The sequence below is a fragment of the Massilia sp. CT11-137 genome, assembly GCF_047302885.1.
Taxonomy (GTDB): Bacteria; Pseudomonadota; Gammaproteobacteria; order Burkholderiales; family Burkholderiaceae_D; genus Telluria; species Telluria orientalis.
This window is the reverse complement of record NZ_JBKYMP010000001.1, coordinates 1,429,321-1,443,824: the sequence shown is the minus strand read 5'-3', so window position 1 is coordinate 1,443,824 and position 14,504 is coordinate 1,429,321. Positions and strand designations below refer to the sequence as shown.

Genomic DNA, 14,504 nt, shown 5'->3' with positions numbered 1-14,504 from the left:
CCCCGGACTTAGAACTGGAAATACAGGAATTCGGCGGGACGGCTGAGCGACAGCAGGCTGCCGAGCAGGATCGCCCCGATATACAAGCTCCAGCGCCGCGACGGCTGCCAGAGCTGCCAGCGGGCGGCCAGGCGCGGCCCGGCCATCGTGCCGAGCGCCGCTTCGTAGCGGCCCATGATCTGCTGGGTATTGGGCAGGCAGAACGCGATGAAGCCGCCGATGACGACCCATTGCCACGTCTCGATGAAGCGCGACCCGCCGCCCAGGTAGAACGTCACGCCCCATTGCTCGAGCAGCGCCTTCAGCGGTCCGAGCTGCAGGCCGATCGACGCCGGCAGGCCGATGCCGTCGAGGCCGGCCATGCCGTGCAGGATCGTCATCGCCTTGTCGAAGCTGGTGGCGCGGAAGAACACCCACGCCACGCACACGGCCGCGAACGTCAGCGCCCAGCTGAACACGGCCCAGGCGCGGCCGCGCGGCAGGCGCAGCCTGTCGGCCACCGCATTCCAGCCGTGGTTGATCACGAGATAGATGCCGTGCAGCGCGCCCCAGATGACGAAGTTCATGCCCGCGCCATGCCACAGGCCGCCCAGCAGCATCGTCGTCATCAGGTTGACGTAGCGGCGCACGGGTCCCTTGCGGTTGCCGCCCAGCGGCACGTACAGGTAGTCGCGCAGGAAGCGCGACAGGGTCATGTGCCAACGGCGCCAGAAATCGACGATGTTGGCGTACTTGTAATAGGCGAGCAGGCCCAGGTCGGTGGCCACGGCCGCCGGCCGCCACCGCCTTCGCGCCGGACCGGCCGCGTGCCCGATGCGCTGCCCGATCCAGTAGTTGAAGACGATGGAGCCCAGCAGCAGCGGAATGTAGTAATAGCTCCACCAGCCATAAAACGTCAGCGACGCGAGCGCCAGCCAAGCGGCGGCCTGGACGTGAATCCTGCGTGCCAGCAGGAAGTAGCCGATCGCGGTGCCGGGCAGGAACAGGAGCAGGAACGTGAAGGAATTAAAGAGCATCGCGACCGGTCGGGTAGGAAAAACGGCTGGGGCGGCGTCAGGCCGGACGGTCTCATCTTGGCCATCCCGGCAATATAGCATCGTTTCCTTGTCATCAATACAGGATGAGGCAGGCTGACAACAAGCAAAACGGCGCGACCAAGGCAGAAAGACATGCTTGCAATAACACAAAGCAGCAAACCTATCTCGCCAATCGATTGCGCCGTCCCAACCGTCGACACGACTGACTACAGAAGAATGTTCGATGCACTCAACTCATCGGAGATCAGACATGGCAATCGATGCATATTTGCAAATTGATGGCATCAAAGGAGAATCGGCCGATTTTGCGCATCAGGGCTGGATCGAGATCGCCTCCGCTCATTGGGGCGTAACGCAACCCAGGAGCACCAGCGTATCGACTGCCGGCGGCCATACGGCCGGGCACAGCGAACACCGTACGTTGTCTCTCACCAAGCTGGCTGACCTTGCATCACCTGTCCTGATGCAGCACTGCTCGACAGGTAAAACGATCCCGAAAGCCAGGCTGGAATTCATGCGAGCCGACGGTGACGGCAAACCGGTGAAGTACTATCAGATCGAGCTGGACAACGTCATGATCTCCCATATGGATCAGGTAATGCGTGACGGCGGCCTGGTCCAGGACGAGATAGGACTGTGCTTTTCCAAGGTCAAGTGGACTTATACCCAGCAGAAGATCAGCGGGGGCGCCAGTGGCAGCACCTCCGGTGGCTGGGACCTTGCTGCCAAGAAGTGCGCTTAAGGAACTCGCCATGGCGATCCCGATTCAACCGAAAGACCAGCGCGGCTACTTCATGCTGCCGCAAGCGCCCGAGGATGCGGGCTACTACGTGTACGGGAACCTGCACCAAGTGCCTGGCACCGGCCATCTGGCGCAGTACGCCCACCCCAACATGCTCAGTTTCATTTTCCAGATCGAACGAGAGTGGCAAGCCATGTGTGACCGGAAGTTCGGGATCGGGAACATCAGCATCGACGGAGGCGAGCCGTTCGACGGACACAAAACGCACCAGCTCGGTATCGAGATGGACTGCCGCCCGGTGCGCAAAGACTACGTGACGGGCCAAGGCGCTCGCTGCAACTACAAGGACAAGGTGTACGACCAGGAGGCCACGGTCACGCTGATTCGTCTGTTCCTAGATCACCCGTGGACGAGGATCGTTTTTTTCAATGACGAGGTGGCGCAAAAAGCGCTAGGTCCCGCGCGCGTGAAGACTGTCATAAACCACAACGACCACTTCCACGTTGAGCTCTGGCCGAGGTACGCATCATGAGCGCGCGCGCGGTGTTCATCGTCGCGGCCTTTGCCCTGTACACGCTAGCCCAGGCCGCCGAGAAGCCGGAAGCCTGGGACGGCCGCCCGAAGCCGCTGAAGGGCGACTACCAAGTGTACGGCGGCGAGCTGGGTGACATGATGCCCCCAACGAAAAAGGACCAGAAGGTGGCGTTCATGTTCAAGGGGCCACTCGCGAAGGGGCTGTTCGACCAGATTGGGCCAGACACAAAGACCCCTTGTAGCGGTGCCGAGGATTACCGAGAGAGGAACAAAGGCGACCTCTCCTGCACCTACACCGAGAAGGAGGGATATTCTTGCTATTTTGGTCTTGACGTACCAACAGGCAAGAGCACGAACGGGTCGATCTGCTGATCGCATGTCGGGTTTGGTGGATCAACTTCGTATCCACCTTGGCCAACAGTATAGGTGCACGCGGCTTACACAGCGGTTACACAAGCCCGAGAGTGGCGCCGAAAAGAAAAAAGGGTTACACGCTTTCGCCTGTAACCCTTTGATCTTACTGCTGAATTTTGGTGCCGCTGACCGGAATCGAACTGGTGACCTTCGCATTACGAATGCGCTGCTCTACCGACTGAGCTACAGCGGCTAAACCGGAACAACCGTTTAACCTGTGTCCGTGCTACCTGCCATCAGACTGTTGGCGACCCGAGGTCTCGCGCGCTTCGCTCATCAGATGAGCTGCAGCGCGAAGGAGCCCGCATTCTAACAACAACTCCGCAAACTTGCTAGTCCGGCTCGGCAATTTTATGCGGACACGCTGAAAATTATTCCTGGTGGTAGCTCGTCACGCGTTCCACCTCGCTCTTCGAGCCCAGGAACACGGGCACGCGCTGGTGCAGTTTCTGCGGCGCGATGTCGAGGATGCGCTGTTTGCCGTCCGTCGCGGCGCCGCCCGCCTGCTCGACGATGAAGGCCATCGGGTTCGCTTCGTACATCAGGCGCAGCTTGCCCGGCTGCGACGGGTCGCGCTGGTCGGCCGGGTACATGAAGATGCCGCCGCGGTTCAGGATGCGGTGCACGTCGGCCACCATCGAGGCGATCCAGCGCATGTTGAAATCCTTGCCGCGCGGGCCGGTTTTACCAGCCAACATTTCGTCGACATAGCGCGTGACGGGCGGATACCAGTGGCGCTGGTTCGACATGTTGATGGCGAATTCCTTCGTCTCTTCCGGGATCTGCAGGTTCTTCTGCGTGAGGACCCAGGAACCCATCTCGCGGTCCAGCGTGAAGCAGTTGACGCCCGCGCCCGTGGTCAGCACCAGCATCGTCTGCGGGCCGTACACGGCATAGCCGGCCGCGACCTGCTTGCTGCCGGCCTGCATGAAGTCGGCTTCGGTCGGGGCCGTCATGCCTTCCGGCGCCTTCAGCACGGAGAAGATGGTGCCGATGGAGACGTTGACGTCGATGTTCGACGAGCCGTCCAGCGGATCGAACAGCAGCATGTATTCGCCCATCGGATAGCGGTTCGGGATCGGGTGGATGGATTCCATTTCTTCCGATGCCATCGCCGCCAGGTGGCCGCCCCATTCATTGGCTTCGAGCAGGATCTCGTTGGAGATCACGTCGAGCTTCTTCTGCACCTCGCCCTGGATGTTCTCCGTGTTCGCGCTGCCGAGGATGTCGCCGAGCGCGCCCTTGCCGACCGAGTGGGAAATGGTCTTGCAGGCGCGGGCCACCACCTCGATCAGGAGGCGCAGCGATGCCGGGATATTGTTGTGGAGACGCTGTTCCTCGACGAGGTATTGCGTCAGGCTGACACGTTTCATGGACTTCCTTTGGTTTGTGGAAATTCGTTATTGCGGTGGTTGCGCCATGGTGGGCGGAGGCCTCCCACCCTACGGTCCGTCATGTATTCACGATCGCGACAAAAACAACCGTAGGGTGGGCACCCCGTGCCCACCCTGCATCCCATCAATTCGCGAGCGCCTTGCTGACCACTTCGCGCACGTCGTTCGACAGCTTCGCCTGCCCCGCGACCTGCTGCAGCGCCCGCTTCATGTGGGCCTGCAGGTCCGGCGTGTAGCGGCGCCAGCGGTCCATCGCGCGGGCAAGGCGGCTGGCGACCTGCGGGTTCAGCGCGTCCAGCGCGATCACCTGCTCGGCCCAGAATGCGTAGCCGCTGCCGTCCGGCGCATGGAAGCCCACCGCATTGCCGGCACAGAACGTAGACACCAGGCTGCGCGCACGGTTCGGGTTACGCAGCGTGAAGGCCTTGTGCGTCATCAATTCGCGTACGCGGTTGACGTCGGTCGTCGGGGCCGCGGCCTGCATCGCGAACCATTTGTCCACGACCAGCGCTTCACCCTGGAACTCGTCGTAGAAGCGCTGCAGCGCATCCGCCGCCGCGGGCGCGCGCGCATGCACGAGGGCCGACAGCGCGGCCACGCGGTCCGTCATGTTCGTCGCGCCGTCGAACTGTTTCTGCGCGAGGGCCAGGCTCGCCTCGTCCGGCGCGGCATTCAGATAGGCCAGCGCGAGGTTCTTCAGGGCGCGCTTGCCGATCGACCCGGCATCCGGGCTGTACTCGCCCGGCGTCTGGTTGGCGTCGTACTGGGCCAGCAGCTCGGTGCGCAGGCGCGCGCCGATGTCGGCGCGGACGAACTGGCGCGCCAGGTGGATGGCGAGCGGGTCGACGACGTCCAGCTGGTCGGCGATCATCGATTCCGTCGGCAGCAGCAGCGCCTGCTCGCGGAAGGACGGATCGAGCGTGTCGTCCACGAGGATCTTGCGCATGGCGTCGACGAACGTGTCGTCCAGGTCGAGCCGGTCGACGACGTTGCCGGCGCCGGCCACCTGCCCGGCCAGCTTCAGCAGGCGGCTCATCGCGAGGCGCTGGCCCGCTTCCCAGCGGTTGACGGGGTCGCTGTCATGGCTGAACAGGTGCACCAGTTCGGCGTCGCTGTAGCCATGCTTCAGGATCACCGGGGCGGAAAAATCGCGCAGGATCGACGGCGTAGGCTGTTCCATCACGCCCGTGAAGACGAAGGTCTGGTCCGCTTCCGTCAGCTCCAGCACGGCCGTCGTCCCATGGTCCTTGCCGTCGATGGTCAGCGGCAGGTCGCGGCCGTCCCGGCCCAGCAGGCCGACGGCGACCGGGATGTGGAACGGCAGTTTCTCGGCCTGGCCCGGCGTCGGCGGGCACGACTGGACCAGGCGCAGGGTGTAGGTCTGCGCCTGTTCGTCCCAGCGCGTTTCGGCCTGCACGACCGGCGTGCCGGCCTGGCTGTACCAGCGCTCGAACTGCGTCAGGTCGCGGCCGTTGGCATCGGCCATCGCCAGGCGGAAATCGTCGCACGTGACGGCCTGCTCGTCGTGGCGCTGGAAGTACAGGTCCATGCCCTTGCGGAAGCCTTCGCGGCCCAGCAGGGTCTGGTACATGCGCACGACCTCGGCGCCCTTTTCGTAGACGGTGACGGTATAAAAATTATTGATCTCGACGAAGGAGTCGGGACGGACCGGGTGGGCCATCGGGCCCGCGTCTTCCGGAAACTGGGCCTGGCGCAGGGTGCGCACCTGGTCGATGCGGGTGACGGCGCGGCCCGTGTTCGTGCCGATCATGTCGGCCGAAAATTCCTGGTCGCGGAACACGGTCAGGCCTTCCTTCAGCGACAGCTGGAACCAGTCGCGGCACGTGACGCGGTTGCCCGTCCAGTTGTGGAAGTATTCGTGGCCGACGACGGCCTCGATGCCCTGGAAGTCGACGTCCGTCGCGACGCGCGGATTGGCCAGCACGAACTTCGTGTTGAAGATGTTCAGGCCCTTGTTTTCCATCGCGCCCATGTTGAAGTCGCCCACGGCGACGATCATGAAGCGGTCCAGGTCGAGTTCCAGGTTCCAGCGCTGCTCGTCCCAGCGGATGCTGTGCTTCAGCGACTGCAGCGCGTAGTCCGTCTTGTCGAGGTTGCCCTCTTCCACCCAGACCTGCAGCAGCGCGGTGCGGCCGTCGGCCAGTTCGAAATTCTCTTCCTGGCAGACGAGGCGCGCGGCGACGAGGGCAAACAGGTACGACGGCTTCTTGAACGGGTCTTCCCACAGCGCGTAGTGGCGGCCGTCGGGAAGGTCGCCTTCCTCGATCAGGTTACCGTTCGACAGCAGCACCGGGTACTTGTCCTTGTCGGCGCGCAGCATGACGGTGAAGCGCGCCATCACGTCCGGGCGGTCTGGAAAATACGTGATCCGACGAAAACCCTCGGCTTCGCACTGCGTATAGAAGCTGCCATTGGACGTGTACAGGCCGCTGAGGGTAGTATTGCTCTCCGGAACGCAGATGGTCTCGATTTCCAGCGTCGCTTCTTCCGGGGCGTTGGGGATGCGCAGCAGGGTGCCTTCGATCACGTAATCCCCCTCGGCCAGCGTGCGGCCGTTCAGGCGCAAGGTCACCAGTTCGATGTCTTCGCCGTACAGCTCGATTTCGCGCTGCGCGCTGGCAGGGTTGCGGCGCACCGTCATCCGGTTGGCGACGACGGTACGGGCCGGGTCGAGGTCGAAGCCGAGTTCGACGGTATCAACCAGGTAGCTGGGGGCAGTGTAATCCTTCCGGTAGATAGTCTGGGGCGTATCGGTGCGCATGGTCGGGAGTCCGCAAAGCCGTTGGTGGGATGCTTATTTTACCAACAGCTTTACACCACGATCCGTACCTTTCGAATGTATCGCCATGTACAGGTAGTAACCACGCGTAAATGTATCGACGTACATCACGCATCAGGAATAAGATGTACTCCTGAACAAGACCGATTACAGGAATTGAAACCCGACACATCGGGAACCGAATAGATGGAGCTCGTCATGAAACGTACCATGATCACGGCGGTCGCATCGCTGAGCCTGTTGCTGGGCGGCTGCGCGACGACGATCCGCAGTGACGTCACCACCTTCAACCAGTGGCCCGCCCAGCTGCCCGACAAGAGCTATGCGTTCGAGACGCCGCCTCCGCAGGACAACACGCTCGAGCTGCAGAGCTACGAAAACCTCGTGCGCGCCCAGCTCGCCCGCCTCGGTTTCCACGAGGCGCAGGGGGCGCCCGCGCTGAAGGTATCGATGCGCTTCTCGACCATCGACGTGCCCACGCAGGTGCTGTACCCGACCTTCGCGCCGACGTACTACTCGCCCCGTTTCGCCTACATGGGCTGGCGCCGGCGCTACTGGGGCGGCTGGTACAGCCCGTTCTACGATCCGTTCTGGGGCCCGGTACCAGCGTACGATGTGCAGGAAGAACACCGCTACCACCGCCAACTGCAGCTGTCGATCGCCTCGGCCGCGGACGGCAAGCGCCTGTTCGACGTCACGGTGCGCAACGTGAGCCGGCAGATGTCGACCCCGGCCGTGATGCCGGCCCTCGTGCAGAGCGCGTTCGAAGGGTTCCCGGGACCGAATGGCGGGTCGCGCGTGATCGAGTTGAAGCAGGAGCCCCGGCAGAACGGCTAAGTGCCGCAAAATTACCGTCGCCCCCGCGAAGGCGGGGGTCCAATTTCCTGTGCGTTCATGCAAACTTGGGTCCCCGCCTGCGCGGGGACGACGTTGGTTTCATCCCAGGTACGCTTCCGACAGGAACGTAATCCCGATAATCAAGAGCACCGCCAGCATCAGCACCACGAGCAAGCGCCCGAAGTGCGGCTCCGCCGCCGGTTGCGGATCGATCGGCGGTTCGTTGTCGTCGCTAAATTCTCTCATGGCAGCAAAATGGTCTTGCCCGTCGTGCGGCGCCCTTCGAGGGCGATGTGGGCCTGGGCCGCGTCGGCGAGGGGAAAACGCTGGTGGATGTCGATGCTCACTTTACCGCTCGCCACCACGTCGAACAGGTCGGCCGCCATCGCCTCCCGCTGCGCGCGCGTGGCCGCATACGACTGCAGGGTCGGCCGCGTGATGTAGAGCGAGCCGCGCGCCGACAATTCGTTCAGCGAGAACGGCGCCACCGGTCCCGACGAATTGCCGAAGCTGACCATCAGCCCGCGCGGCCGCAGGCAGTCCAGCGAGCGCGTGAACATGTCCTTGCCGACCGAATCGTAGACGACCGGCACCTTTGCTCCGTTCGTGATCTCCAGTACGCGCTGCACGACATCCTCGTCACGATAGTTGATGACATGCGCCGCCCCACGCTGCCGCGCCAGCGCCGCTTTCTCGTTTGACCCCACCGTGCCGATGAGGTTCACGCCCAGCGCACGCGCCCATTGGCACGCGATCAGGCCGACGCCGCCGGCCGCCGCGTGGAACAGGATCGTCTCGCCCGGCTGCACGGCATAAGTCTGCTTGAGGAGGTATTGCACGGTCAGGCCCTGCAGCATCATCGCGGCGCCCGTCTCGAACGGGATGGCGTCCGGCAGATGCACGAGCACGTCGGCCGGCATCACCCGCAGCTGGCTGTAGGCGCCGTTCGGGCGCGCCGCGTACGCCACGCGGTCGCCCGGTTTCACGTGCGTGACGCCCTCGCCCACCGCCTCGACGACGCCCGCCGCTTCCTGGCCGAGGCCGTTCGGCAGGTCGAGCGGGTACAGGCCGGAGCGGAAATACGTGTCGATGAAATTCACGCCGATCGCGTGGTTGCGCACGCGTGCCTCGCCGGGGCCGGGCTCGCCGACCTCGACGTCGACGTATTCCAGCACCTCGGGCCCGCCGGTGCGCGCGAAGCGGATCGCCTTTGCCGTCGTCATGGCCGCTCTCCCCCGGGAATCAGTCGGCCTTCGACTGCAGCTGCGACAGCACGAGATGGGCGCTCGCCACGTTCGTCGCGCACGGGATGTTGTGGACGTCGCAGGCGCGGACCAGCGCGTTGATGTCCGGTTCGTGCGGCTGCGGGGTCATCGGGTCGCGCAGGAAGATCACGCAGTCGATCTCGCCCTCGACCAGCTGGGCGCCGATCTGCAGGTCGCCGCCGACGGGACCGGAATGCATGCGCGTCACCTCCAGGCCCAGCTCGTTGATCAGGCGGCCGCCCGTGGTGCCGGTGGCCGACAGCGTGCAGCCGCGCAGGAAATCCACGTACTCGGCGGCGAGGGCGATCATGTCGTCTTTTTTCTTGTCGTGGGCGATCAGGGCGATGCGAGGTTTCATGTTCCGTTCCGTTTCGGTTTGTCAGGGTGTTTTTTTCTTCGACAGCAAATAGATCCCGCCCAGCACCAGGCCCGTTCCGGCCAGTTGCACGGTCGTGATCGGTTCTCCCAGCAGCGCCCAGCCCAGGAACAGCGTCGACACCGGACCGATCATGCCGGCCTGGGATGCCGTCGTCGCACCGATGCGCTGGACCGCCGCCATCGTCATGAAGACGGGGAAGATGGTACAGAATATCCCATTCACGAGCGAGAGCCCGTAAACCGGCAGCGGCTGCACCAGCATGCTGGCGGGCCGCAGGATGAAGAACTGCGCGATGCACGCGGCGCTCGACACGCACATCGCGTACGCGACGAGGCGCAGCGAACCGATGCGGCGCACCATCTCGCCCGTGCCGAGCAGGTAGGCCGCGTAGCACGCCGCCGAACCGAGCACGAGCAGCGAGCCCGTGACCGTGCTCCCCCCGCCGCCCTTCAGGTCGTGCGCGAACACGAGCACGATGCCGCAGTACGACAGCGCGAGCGCGATCCACTCCGCGCGGCCGATGCGGCGCTTGAAGACGAGCGCCGTGATCAGGAGGACGAACGTCGGCGTGAGGAACAGGATCAGGCGCTCCAGGCCCACCGAGATGTATTGCAGGCCGAGGAAATCGAGGTAGCTCGACAGGTAGTAGCCGATCAGGCCCAGTCCGGCGAGGCGCCAGCGGTCGCGCACGGCGAGCGGCGGCTCGGTCCGCATCTTCCACACCGCCACGGCCGCAAACACCGGAAGCGAGAACAGCATTCTGAACGCGATCAATGTGACGGCGTCGATGTGGTAGCGGTACAGCAGTTTGGCGACGATGGCCTTCGTGGAAAACAGAACGGCACCGCCGATGGCGATCGCCAGGCCGCCCAGCGCGGCCGGGCGTATGGTCGGTACAACAGGTAAGTCGGCTGCGGTTTTACTCATCCGACGATTGTACGGGGAATCCGCATAGCCGGCTGAGGACGCCTCCGAACGCAGCCGGCCGGATGCGGTCCAATCGCTGTCGATACTCAACCGCATCACAGCTCAACTTTTCGGGAGATGTCCATGGCACACCACGCAACCGCGCAACCGGCCGGAGCGCGCCCCCGATGAGCCGCGCCAGCGGCGTCGGCCGCCCCGGTGCCGACCGCACCGTCGTCCTGACCCTGCTCGTGCTGCTCGCGGCGCTGTGCTGGGCGTTTCTGCTGTTTCGCGTCGGTCGCCTGTCGCCGCTGGGGACGGGTAACGCGGCCCATTTCCGGGTCGGGCCGTACCACGAGGACGACCTCGCGCGCCTGCTGGCGCTATGGACCGTCGTCATCGCCGCGATGATGCTGCCGGCGGCCGCGCCGTCCGTGCTGCTGTACGCCCGCGTGAAGCGGCTCGTGCGCGAGCGCTGGGTCTATCCGTCCACGTTCCTGTTCATGTTGGGCTATCTGTTCGTCTGGGCCTGCTGCGCCCTCGCCGCGACACTGGCCGACTGGCAGCTGCACGACGCCGGCGGGCTCGACGAGACGATGGCCATCGCGCACCCGACGGTCGGCGCCCTCGCCCTCGTCGCGGCCGGCGTCTACCAGTGGACGCCCGCCAAGCACGTGTGCCTCGACAACTGCCGCGCGCCGCTGGCGTTCGTCCTGACACACTGGCGCCGCGGGATGTGGGGCGCGTTCCGCATGGGCGTCGCGGATGCGCGGTATTGCACGGGCTGCTGCTGGCTGCTGCTCGCGCTCGTGCTGCCGGCGGGCGTGCTGAACCTGCCCGTCATCGCCGGGCTCATCGCGCTGATCCTCGCCGAAAAACTGCTGCCCGGCGGGCACGTGGTGGCGTGCGCGACGGGGCTCGGGCTGGTCGGACTAGGCACGGCGTTGTTGTTTCCCTGACAGTATTTAGACGGATGCGCTATGATAAAATGTCGAGGATTATCAATACCCGGGACCTCGAAGATTGCAGTTTGCCGAGGTTCCCTGTCTAAGGAAGACTCGACATGGCTGGACACAGCAAATGGGCCAACATCAAGCACAAGAAAGCCGCCACTGATGCCAAGCGCGGCAAGATCTGGACCCGACTGATCAAGGAAATCACCGTCGCGGCCCGCATGGGCGGCGGCGACGCCAACACCAACCCGCGCCTGCGCCTCGCCATCGAAAAAGCGGCCGACGCCAATATGCCGAAGGATAACGTCAACCGCGCCGTGCAGCGCGGTTCGGGCGGCCTGGAAGGCGTCAACTACGAAGAAATCCGCTACGAAGGCTATGGTATCGGCGGCGCGGCGATCATCGTCGACTGCATGACCGACAACCGCGTACGCACGGTGGCCGAAGTCCGCCACGCGTTCAGCAAGTTCGGCGGCAATATGGGGACCGAAGGCTCCGTCGCGTTCATGTTCAAGCACACGGGCCAGTTCCTGTTCGCACCCGGCGTCGAAGAAGACAAGCTGATGGAAGCGGCGCTGGAAGCCGGTGCCGACGACGTCATCCCGGACGACGAAGGCGGCTTCGAAGTGCTGTGCGACCCGAACGCCTTTGCCGGCGTCAAGGAAGCCCTGGAAAAGTCCGGCTTCAAGGCCGATTCCGCCGAAGTCATCATGAAGCCGGACACCGAGACGGTGTTCACCGGCGAAGACGCGCTCAAGATGCAGAAACTGCTCGACGCCCTGGAAAACCTGGACGACGTGCAGGAAGTCTATACGAACGCAGTCATTGAAGAGTAAGCAGCGAAAGCAATCCATGAAAATCCTGGTAGTCGGCTCTGGCGGCCGTGAACATGCCCTGGCCTGGAAACTGGCCCAATCCGATCGCGTCCAGATGGTCTACGTCGCACCGGGCAATGGCGGTACCGCGCGCGATGCGCGCCTGATCAACATCGACATCACCGACCCGGCCGCGCTGGCCGACTTCGTCGTCGCGGAACACGTCAACCTGACGCTGGTCGGGCCGGAACAGCCGCTGGCGGCCGGCATCGTCAACCTGTTCCGCGCGCGCGGCCTGAAGGTCTTCGGCCCGACCAGGGAAGCGGCCCAGCTGGAAAGCTCGAAGGACTTCGCGAAAGCCTTCATGCACCGCCACGGCATCCCGACGGCGCAGTACCAGACGTTCACCGACGTCGCCCAGGCCCACGCCTACATCGACGCCCAGGGCGCACCGATCGTCATCAAGGCCGACGGCCTCGCCGCCGGCAAGGGCGTCGTCGTCGCGATGACGCTGGAAGAAGCGCACCAGGCGGCCGACGACATGTTGTCGGGCAACCGCTTCGGCGACGCGGGCGCACGCATCGTCATCGAGGAATTCCTCGCCGGCGAAGAAGCCAGCTTCATCGTCATGTGCGATGGCAAGAACGTCATCGCCCTGGCCACGTCGCAAGACCACAAGCGCCTGAAGGACCACGACCAGGGCCCGAACACGGGCGGCATGGGCGCATACTCGCCGGCACCGGTCGTCACGCCGTCGATCCACGCGCGCGTGATGCGCGAGATCATCAACCCGACCATCCAGGGCATGGCCAAGGACGGCATCCCGTACAGCGGCTTCCTGTACGCGGGCCTGATGATCGACGCGGCCGGCGTGCCGAAGGTCATCGAATTCAACTGCCGCATGGGCGACCCGGAAACGCAGCCGATCATGACGCGCCTGAAGAGCGACTTCGTGACGGTGCTCGAACACGCCTGCAACAGCACCCTGGACAAGGTGGAACTGGAATGGGACCGCCGCACGGCGGTGGGCGTCGTGATGGCGGCGGCCGGCTATCCGGACGCGCCGGCCAAGGGCGACATCATCGACGGCATCCCGGCCGAAACGCCGGAATGCGTCACCTTCCACGCCGGCACCCAGATCGTGGGCGGCACGCTGCAGACGTCGGGCGGCCGCGTGCTGTGCGTCGTCGGCCTGGGCGACAGCGTCAAGATGGCGCAGAAGCAGGCGTACGAGACCGTCGAGAAGATCCACTTCAATGGTGCGCAGTATCGGCGCGACATCGGGTGGCGTGGGATCAAGCAGGCGTAAGCGCTGCTTTAGCGAAATTGGGTCCCTGCCTTCGCAGGGACGACGGTTTTGAGGCCAACACATTGAACACGTCGTCCCCGCGCAGGCGGGGATCCAAGTTTTCGTAACTTACCTGCAAATCTCATCGTAGAGATCCCGCCAACCGGCATTCATCCCCTGGATGAGATTGACCTTCCAATCCCGCCGCCATCGCTTGATCTGCTTTTCGCGCGTAATGGCCTGCATGATATCGGCGTGTACCTCGTACCAGACGAGGTGTTTCGTACCGTGGTCTTTCGTGAATCCACCGACGAAACCCTGGCGATGTTGCCAAACGCGTTTGACAAGATCGGACGTTACACCGACGTATAACGTCCCGTAAGGTTCGCTTGCGAGCATATAGACGTAGCTCGACTTGTCCATGTTCGAGTCCCCGGTTCCGAAAACGGCATGGTCGGGTCGAGGACTCGATGTGATGCTGAGAAGTCGCAAGAAAATCGACTTCGAAGGCGAAATTAGGTTCCCGCCTCCGCGGGAACGACGTTATTTCCGGCGACGCGCCACGCCACCCGCGGCCAGTCCCCCCAGCATCAGCGCCAGCGTCCCCGGCAGCGGCACCGAACCGCTCGGCGCGGCCGCTTCCACGTTGACGTTGTCGATCTGGTTGTAGGCACCCGAGCCGATGCGCAGTTCGGTGATGCCGGTCAGGACCGTGCTCCACGTACCCGAGTCCTGGATCGAACCGACCGACACGCCGTCGGCCGACACGTCGCTCCAATCCATGAAGTAGTCGAAGCTGTTCAGGTTGAACTTGCCGCCGCCCACGCGGGTCAGCGTGACGAACGTGTCCCAGCCGTTTTCCATGCCGTCGTGCCAGTTGTACGTCGACGGCTCGTACGTGCCGTCGCCGACGTGGGCCGCGTCCGCGTCCGCGCCCGGCGCGTTCAGCGTGACCTGGAAGCCCGATTCCACATAGGTCAGGTTCGGGCCGTTGTACGTCATGCTGGCGGCCAGCGGGAAACCGTCGCCGTACATCATCTCGGTCAGGCCATCGAAGTTCAGGACGGTGGCGCCGGCGCTGCCTGCTGCCATGAAGGCGACGGCGGCGAGAATGGATTTGAATTTCATGAAAGTCTCCGA

16 protein-coding genes and 1 tRNA gene are annotated in these 14,504 nt (G+C 64.0%); 7 read left to right on the top strand and 10 right to left on the bottom strand.

Features of this window, described 5'->3' with window-relative positions; genetic code table 11:
* Positions 1 to 8: 8 nt before the first annotated feature.
* Positions 9 to 1,016 carry an MBOAT family O-acyltransferase gene (locus ACEN98_RS06480; RefSeq protein WP_413382745.1) on the bottom strand — a complete coding sequence of 336 codons (1,008 nt, stop codon included), beginning with the start codon at positions 1,014 to 1,016 and terminating at the stop codon, positions 9 to 11.
* Positions 1,017 to 1,287: 271 nt separating this feature from the next.
* Between ACEN98_RS06480 and ACEN98_RS06475 the strand changes: the two genes are divergently transcribed.
* The 3 genes from ACEN98_RS06475 to ACEN98_RS06465 are packed head-to-tail and all read left to right on the top strand — an operon-like array spanning position 1,288 to position 2,685.
* Positions 1,288 to 1,779 (top strand): Hcp family type VI secretion system effector, encoded by a 492-nt coding sequence (locus tag ACEN98_RS06475; RefSeq protein ID WP_413382743.1) that lies wholly within the window; start codon positions 1,288 to 1,290, stop codon positions 1,777 to 1,779.
* Positions 1,780 to 1,789: 10 nt separating this feature from the next.
* Positions 1,790 to 2,311, top strand: a complete 522-nt coding sequence (locus ACEN98_RS06470) for a penicillin-insensitive murein endopeptidase (RefSeq protein ID WP_413382740.1) — start codon at positions 1,790 to 1,792, stop codon at positions 2,309 to 2,311.
* A complete protein-coding gene (locus ACEN98_RS06465; RefSeq protein WP_413382737.1) occupies positions 2,308 to 2,685 on the top strand; it encodes a hypothetical protein in 378 nt (125 codons plus the stop codon). Before ACEN98_RS06470 ends, ACEN98_RS06465 begins: the two co-directional genes overlap by 4 nt.
* Before the next feature lie 159 nt (positions 2,686 to 2,844).
* On the opposite strand, the gene ACEN98_RS06460 is transcribed toward ACEN98_RS06465, so the two are convergent.
* The 3 genes from ACEN98_RS06460 to pepN form a co-directional block, all read right to left on the bottom strand.
* Positions 2,845 to 2,920 (bottom strand) — tRNA-Thr (locus ACEN98_RS06460).
* Positions 2,921 to 3,098: 178 nt separating this feature from the next.
* Entirely contained in the window at positions 3,099 to 4,100 is a 1,002-nt protein-coding gene (locus ACEN98_RS06455) for a class 1 fructose-bisphosphatase (protein ID WP_413382734.1), read from the bottom strand.
* Positions 4,101 to 4,245: 145 nt separating this feature from the next.
* A complete protein-coding gene (gene pepN / locus ACEN98_RS06450) occupies positions 4,246 to 6,903 on the bottom strand; it encodes an aminopeptidase N (RefSeq protein ID WP_413382731.1) in 2,658 nt (885 codons plus the stop codon).
* A gap of 216 nt (positions 6,904 to 7,119) precedes the next feature.
* Between pepN and ACEN98_RS06445 the strand changes: the two genes are divergently transcribed.
* Complete coding sequence (locus ACEN98_RS06445) at positions 7,120 to 7,758, top strand: DUF4136 domain-containing protein (protein ID WP_413382728.1); 639 nt, start codon at positions 7,120 to 7,122, stop codon at positions 7,756 to 7,758.
* A 99-nt stretch (positions 7,759 to 7,857) separates the two neighbouring features.
* Here ACEN98_RS06445 and ACEN98_RS06440 read toward each other — a convergent pair whose 3' ends face one another.
* From ACEN98_RS06440 to ACEN98_RS06425, 4 genes are read right to left on the bottom strand one after another with little or no spacing between them, the layout of a single operon-like run.
* Positions 7,858 to 8,004, bottom strand: a complete 147-nt coding sequence (locus tag ACEN98_RS06440; protein ID WP_200948778.1) for a hypothetical protein — start codon at positions 8,002 to 8,004, stop codon at positions 7,858 to 7,860.
* Positions 8,001 to 8,981 (bottom strand): quinone oxidoreductase family protein, encoded by a 981-nt coding sequence (locus tag ACEN98_RS06435; protein ID WP_413382725.1) that lies wholly within the window; start codon positions 8,979 to 8,981, stop codon positions 8,001 to 8,003. The genes ACEN98_RS06440 and ACEN98_RS06435 overlap by 4 nt, the downstream gene beginning before the upstream one ends.
* A gap of 19 nt (positions 8,982 to 9,000) precedes the next feature.
* Positions 9,001 to 9,381: a methylglyoxal synthase gene (locus tag ACEN98_RS06430; RefSeq protein ID WP_056130395.1), complete on the bottom strand. Its 381-nt coding sequence runs from the start codon at positions 9,379 to 9,381 to the stop codon at positions 9,001 to 9,003.
* A gap of 21 nt (positions 9,382 to 9,402) precedes the next feature.
* On the bottom strand, positions 9,403 to 10,329 hold the full coding sequence (locus ACEN98_RS06425; protein ID WP_413382722.1) for a DMT family transporter: 927 nt from the start codon (positions 10,327 to 10,329) through the stop codon (positions 9,403 to 9,405).
* A gap of 167 nt (positions 10,330 to 10,496) precedes the next feature.
* Here ACEN98_RS06425 and ACEN98_RS06420 point away from each other — a divergent pair, with 167 nt between their 5' ends.
* From ACEN98_RS06420 to purD, 3 genes are all read left to right on the top strand, one after another.
* Positions 10,497 to 11,267: a DUF2182 domain-containing protein gene (locus ACEN98_RS06420; protein WP_413382719.1), complete on the top strand. Its 771-nt coding sequence runs from the start codon at positions 10,497 to 10,499 to the stop codon at positions 11,265 to 11,267.
* A 104-nt stretch (positions 11,268 to 11,371) separates the two neighbouring features.
* Positions 11,372 to 12,097: a YebC/PmpR family DNA-binding transcriptional regulator gene (locus ACEN98_RS06415; RefSeq protein ID WP_413382716.1), complete on the top strand. Its 726-nt coding sequence runs from the start codon at positions 11,372 to 11,374 to the stop codon at positions 12,095 to 12,097.
* A 16-nt stretch (positions 12,098 to 12,113) separates the two neighbouring features.
* Entirely contained in the window at positions 12,114 to 13,385 is a 1,272-nt protein-coding gene (purD, locus tag ACEN98_RS06410; RefSeq protein WP_413337379.1) for a phosphoribosylamine--glycine ligase, read from the top strand.
* 108 nt (positions 13,386 to 13,493) lie between these two features.
* On the opposite strand, the gene ACEN98_RS06405 is transcribed toward purD, so the two are convergent.
* Both ACEN98_RS06405 and ACEN98_RS06400 read right to left on the bottom strand, forming a co-directional pair.
* A complete protein-coding gene (locus ACEN98_RS06405; protein ID WP_413382713.1) occupies positions 13,494 to 13,787 on the bottom strand; it encodes a GIY-YIG nuclease family protein in 294 nt (97 codons plus the stop codon).
* A 120-nt stretch (positions 13,788 to 13,907) separates the two neighbouring features.
* Positions 13,908 to 14,492 (bottom strand): VPLPA-CTERM sorting domain-containing protein, encoded by a 585-nt coding sequence (locus tag ACEN98_RS06400; RefSeq protein ID WP_413382710.1) that lies wholly within the window; start codon positions 14,490 to 14,492, stop codon positions 13,908 to 13,910.
* Between the last annotated feature and the right edge of the window lie 12 nt (positions 14,493 to 14,504).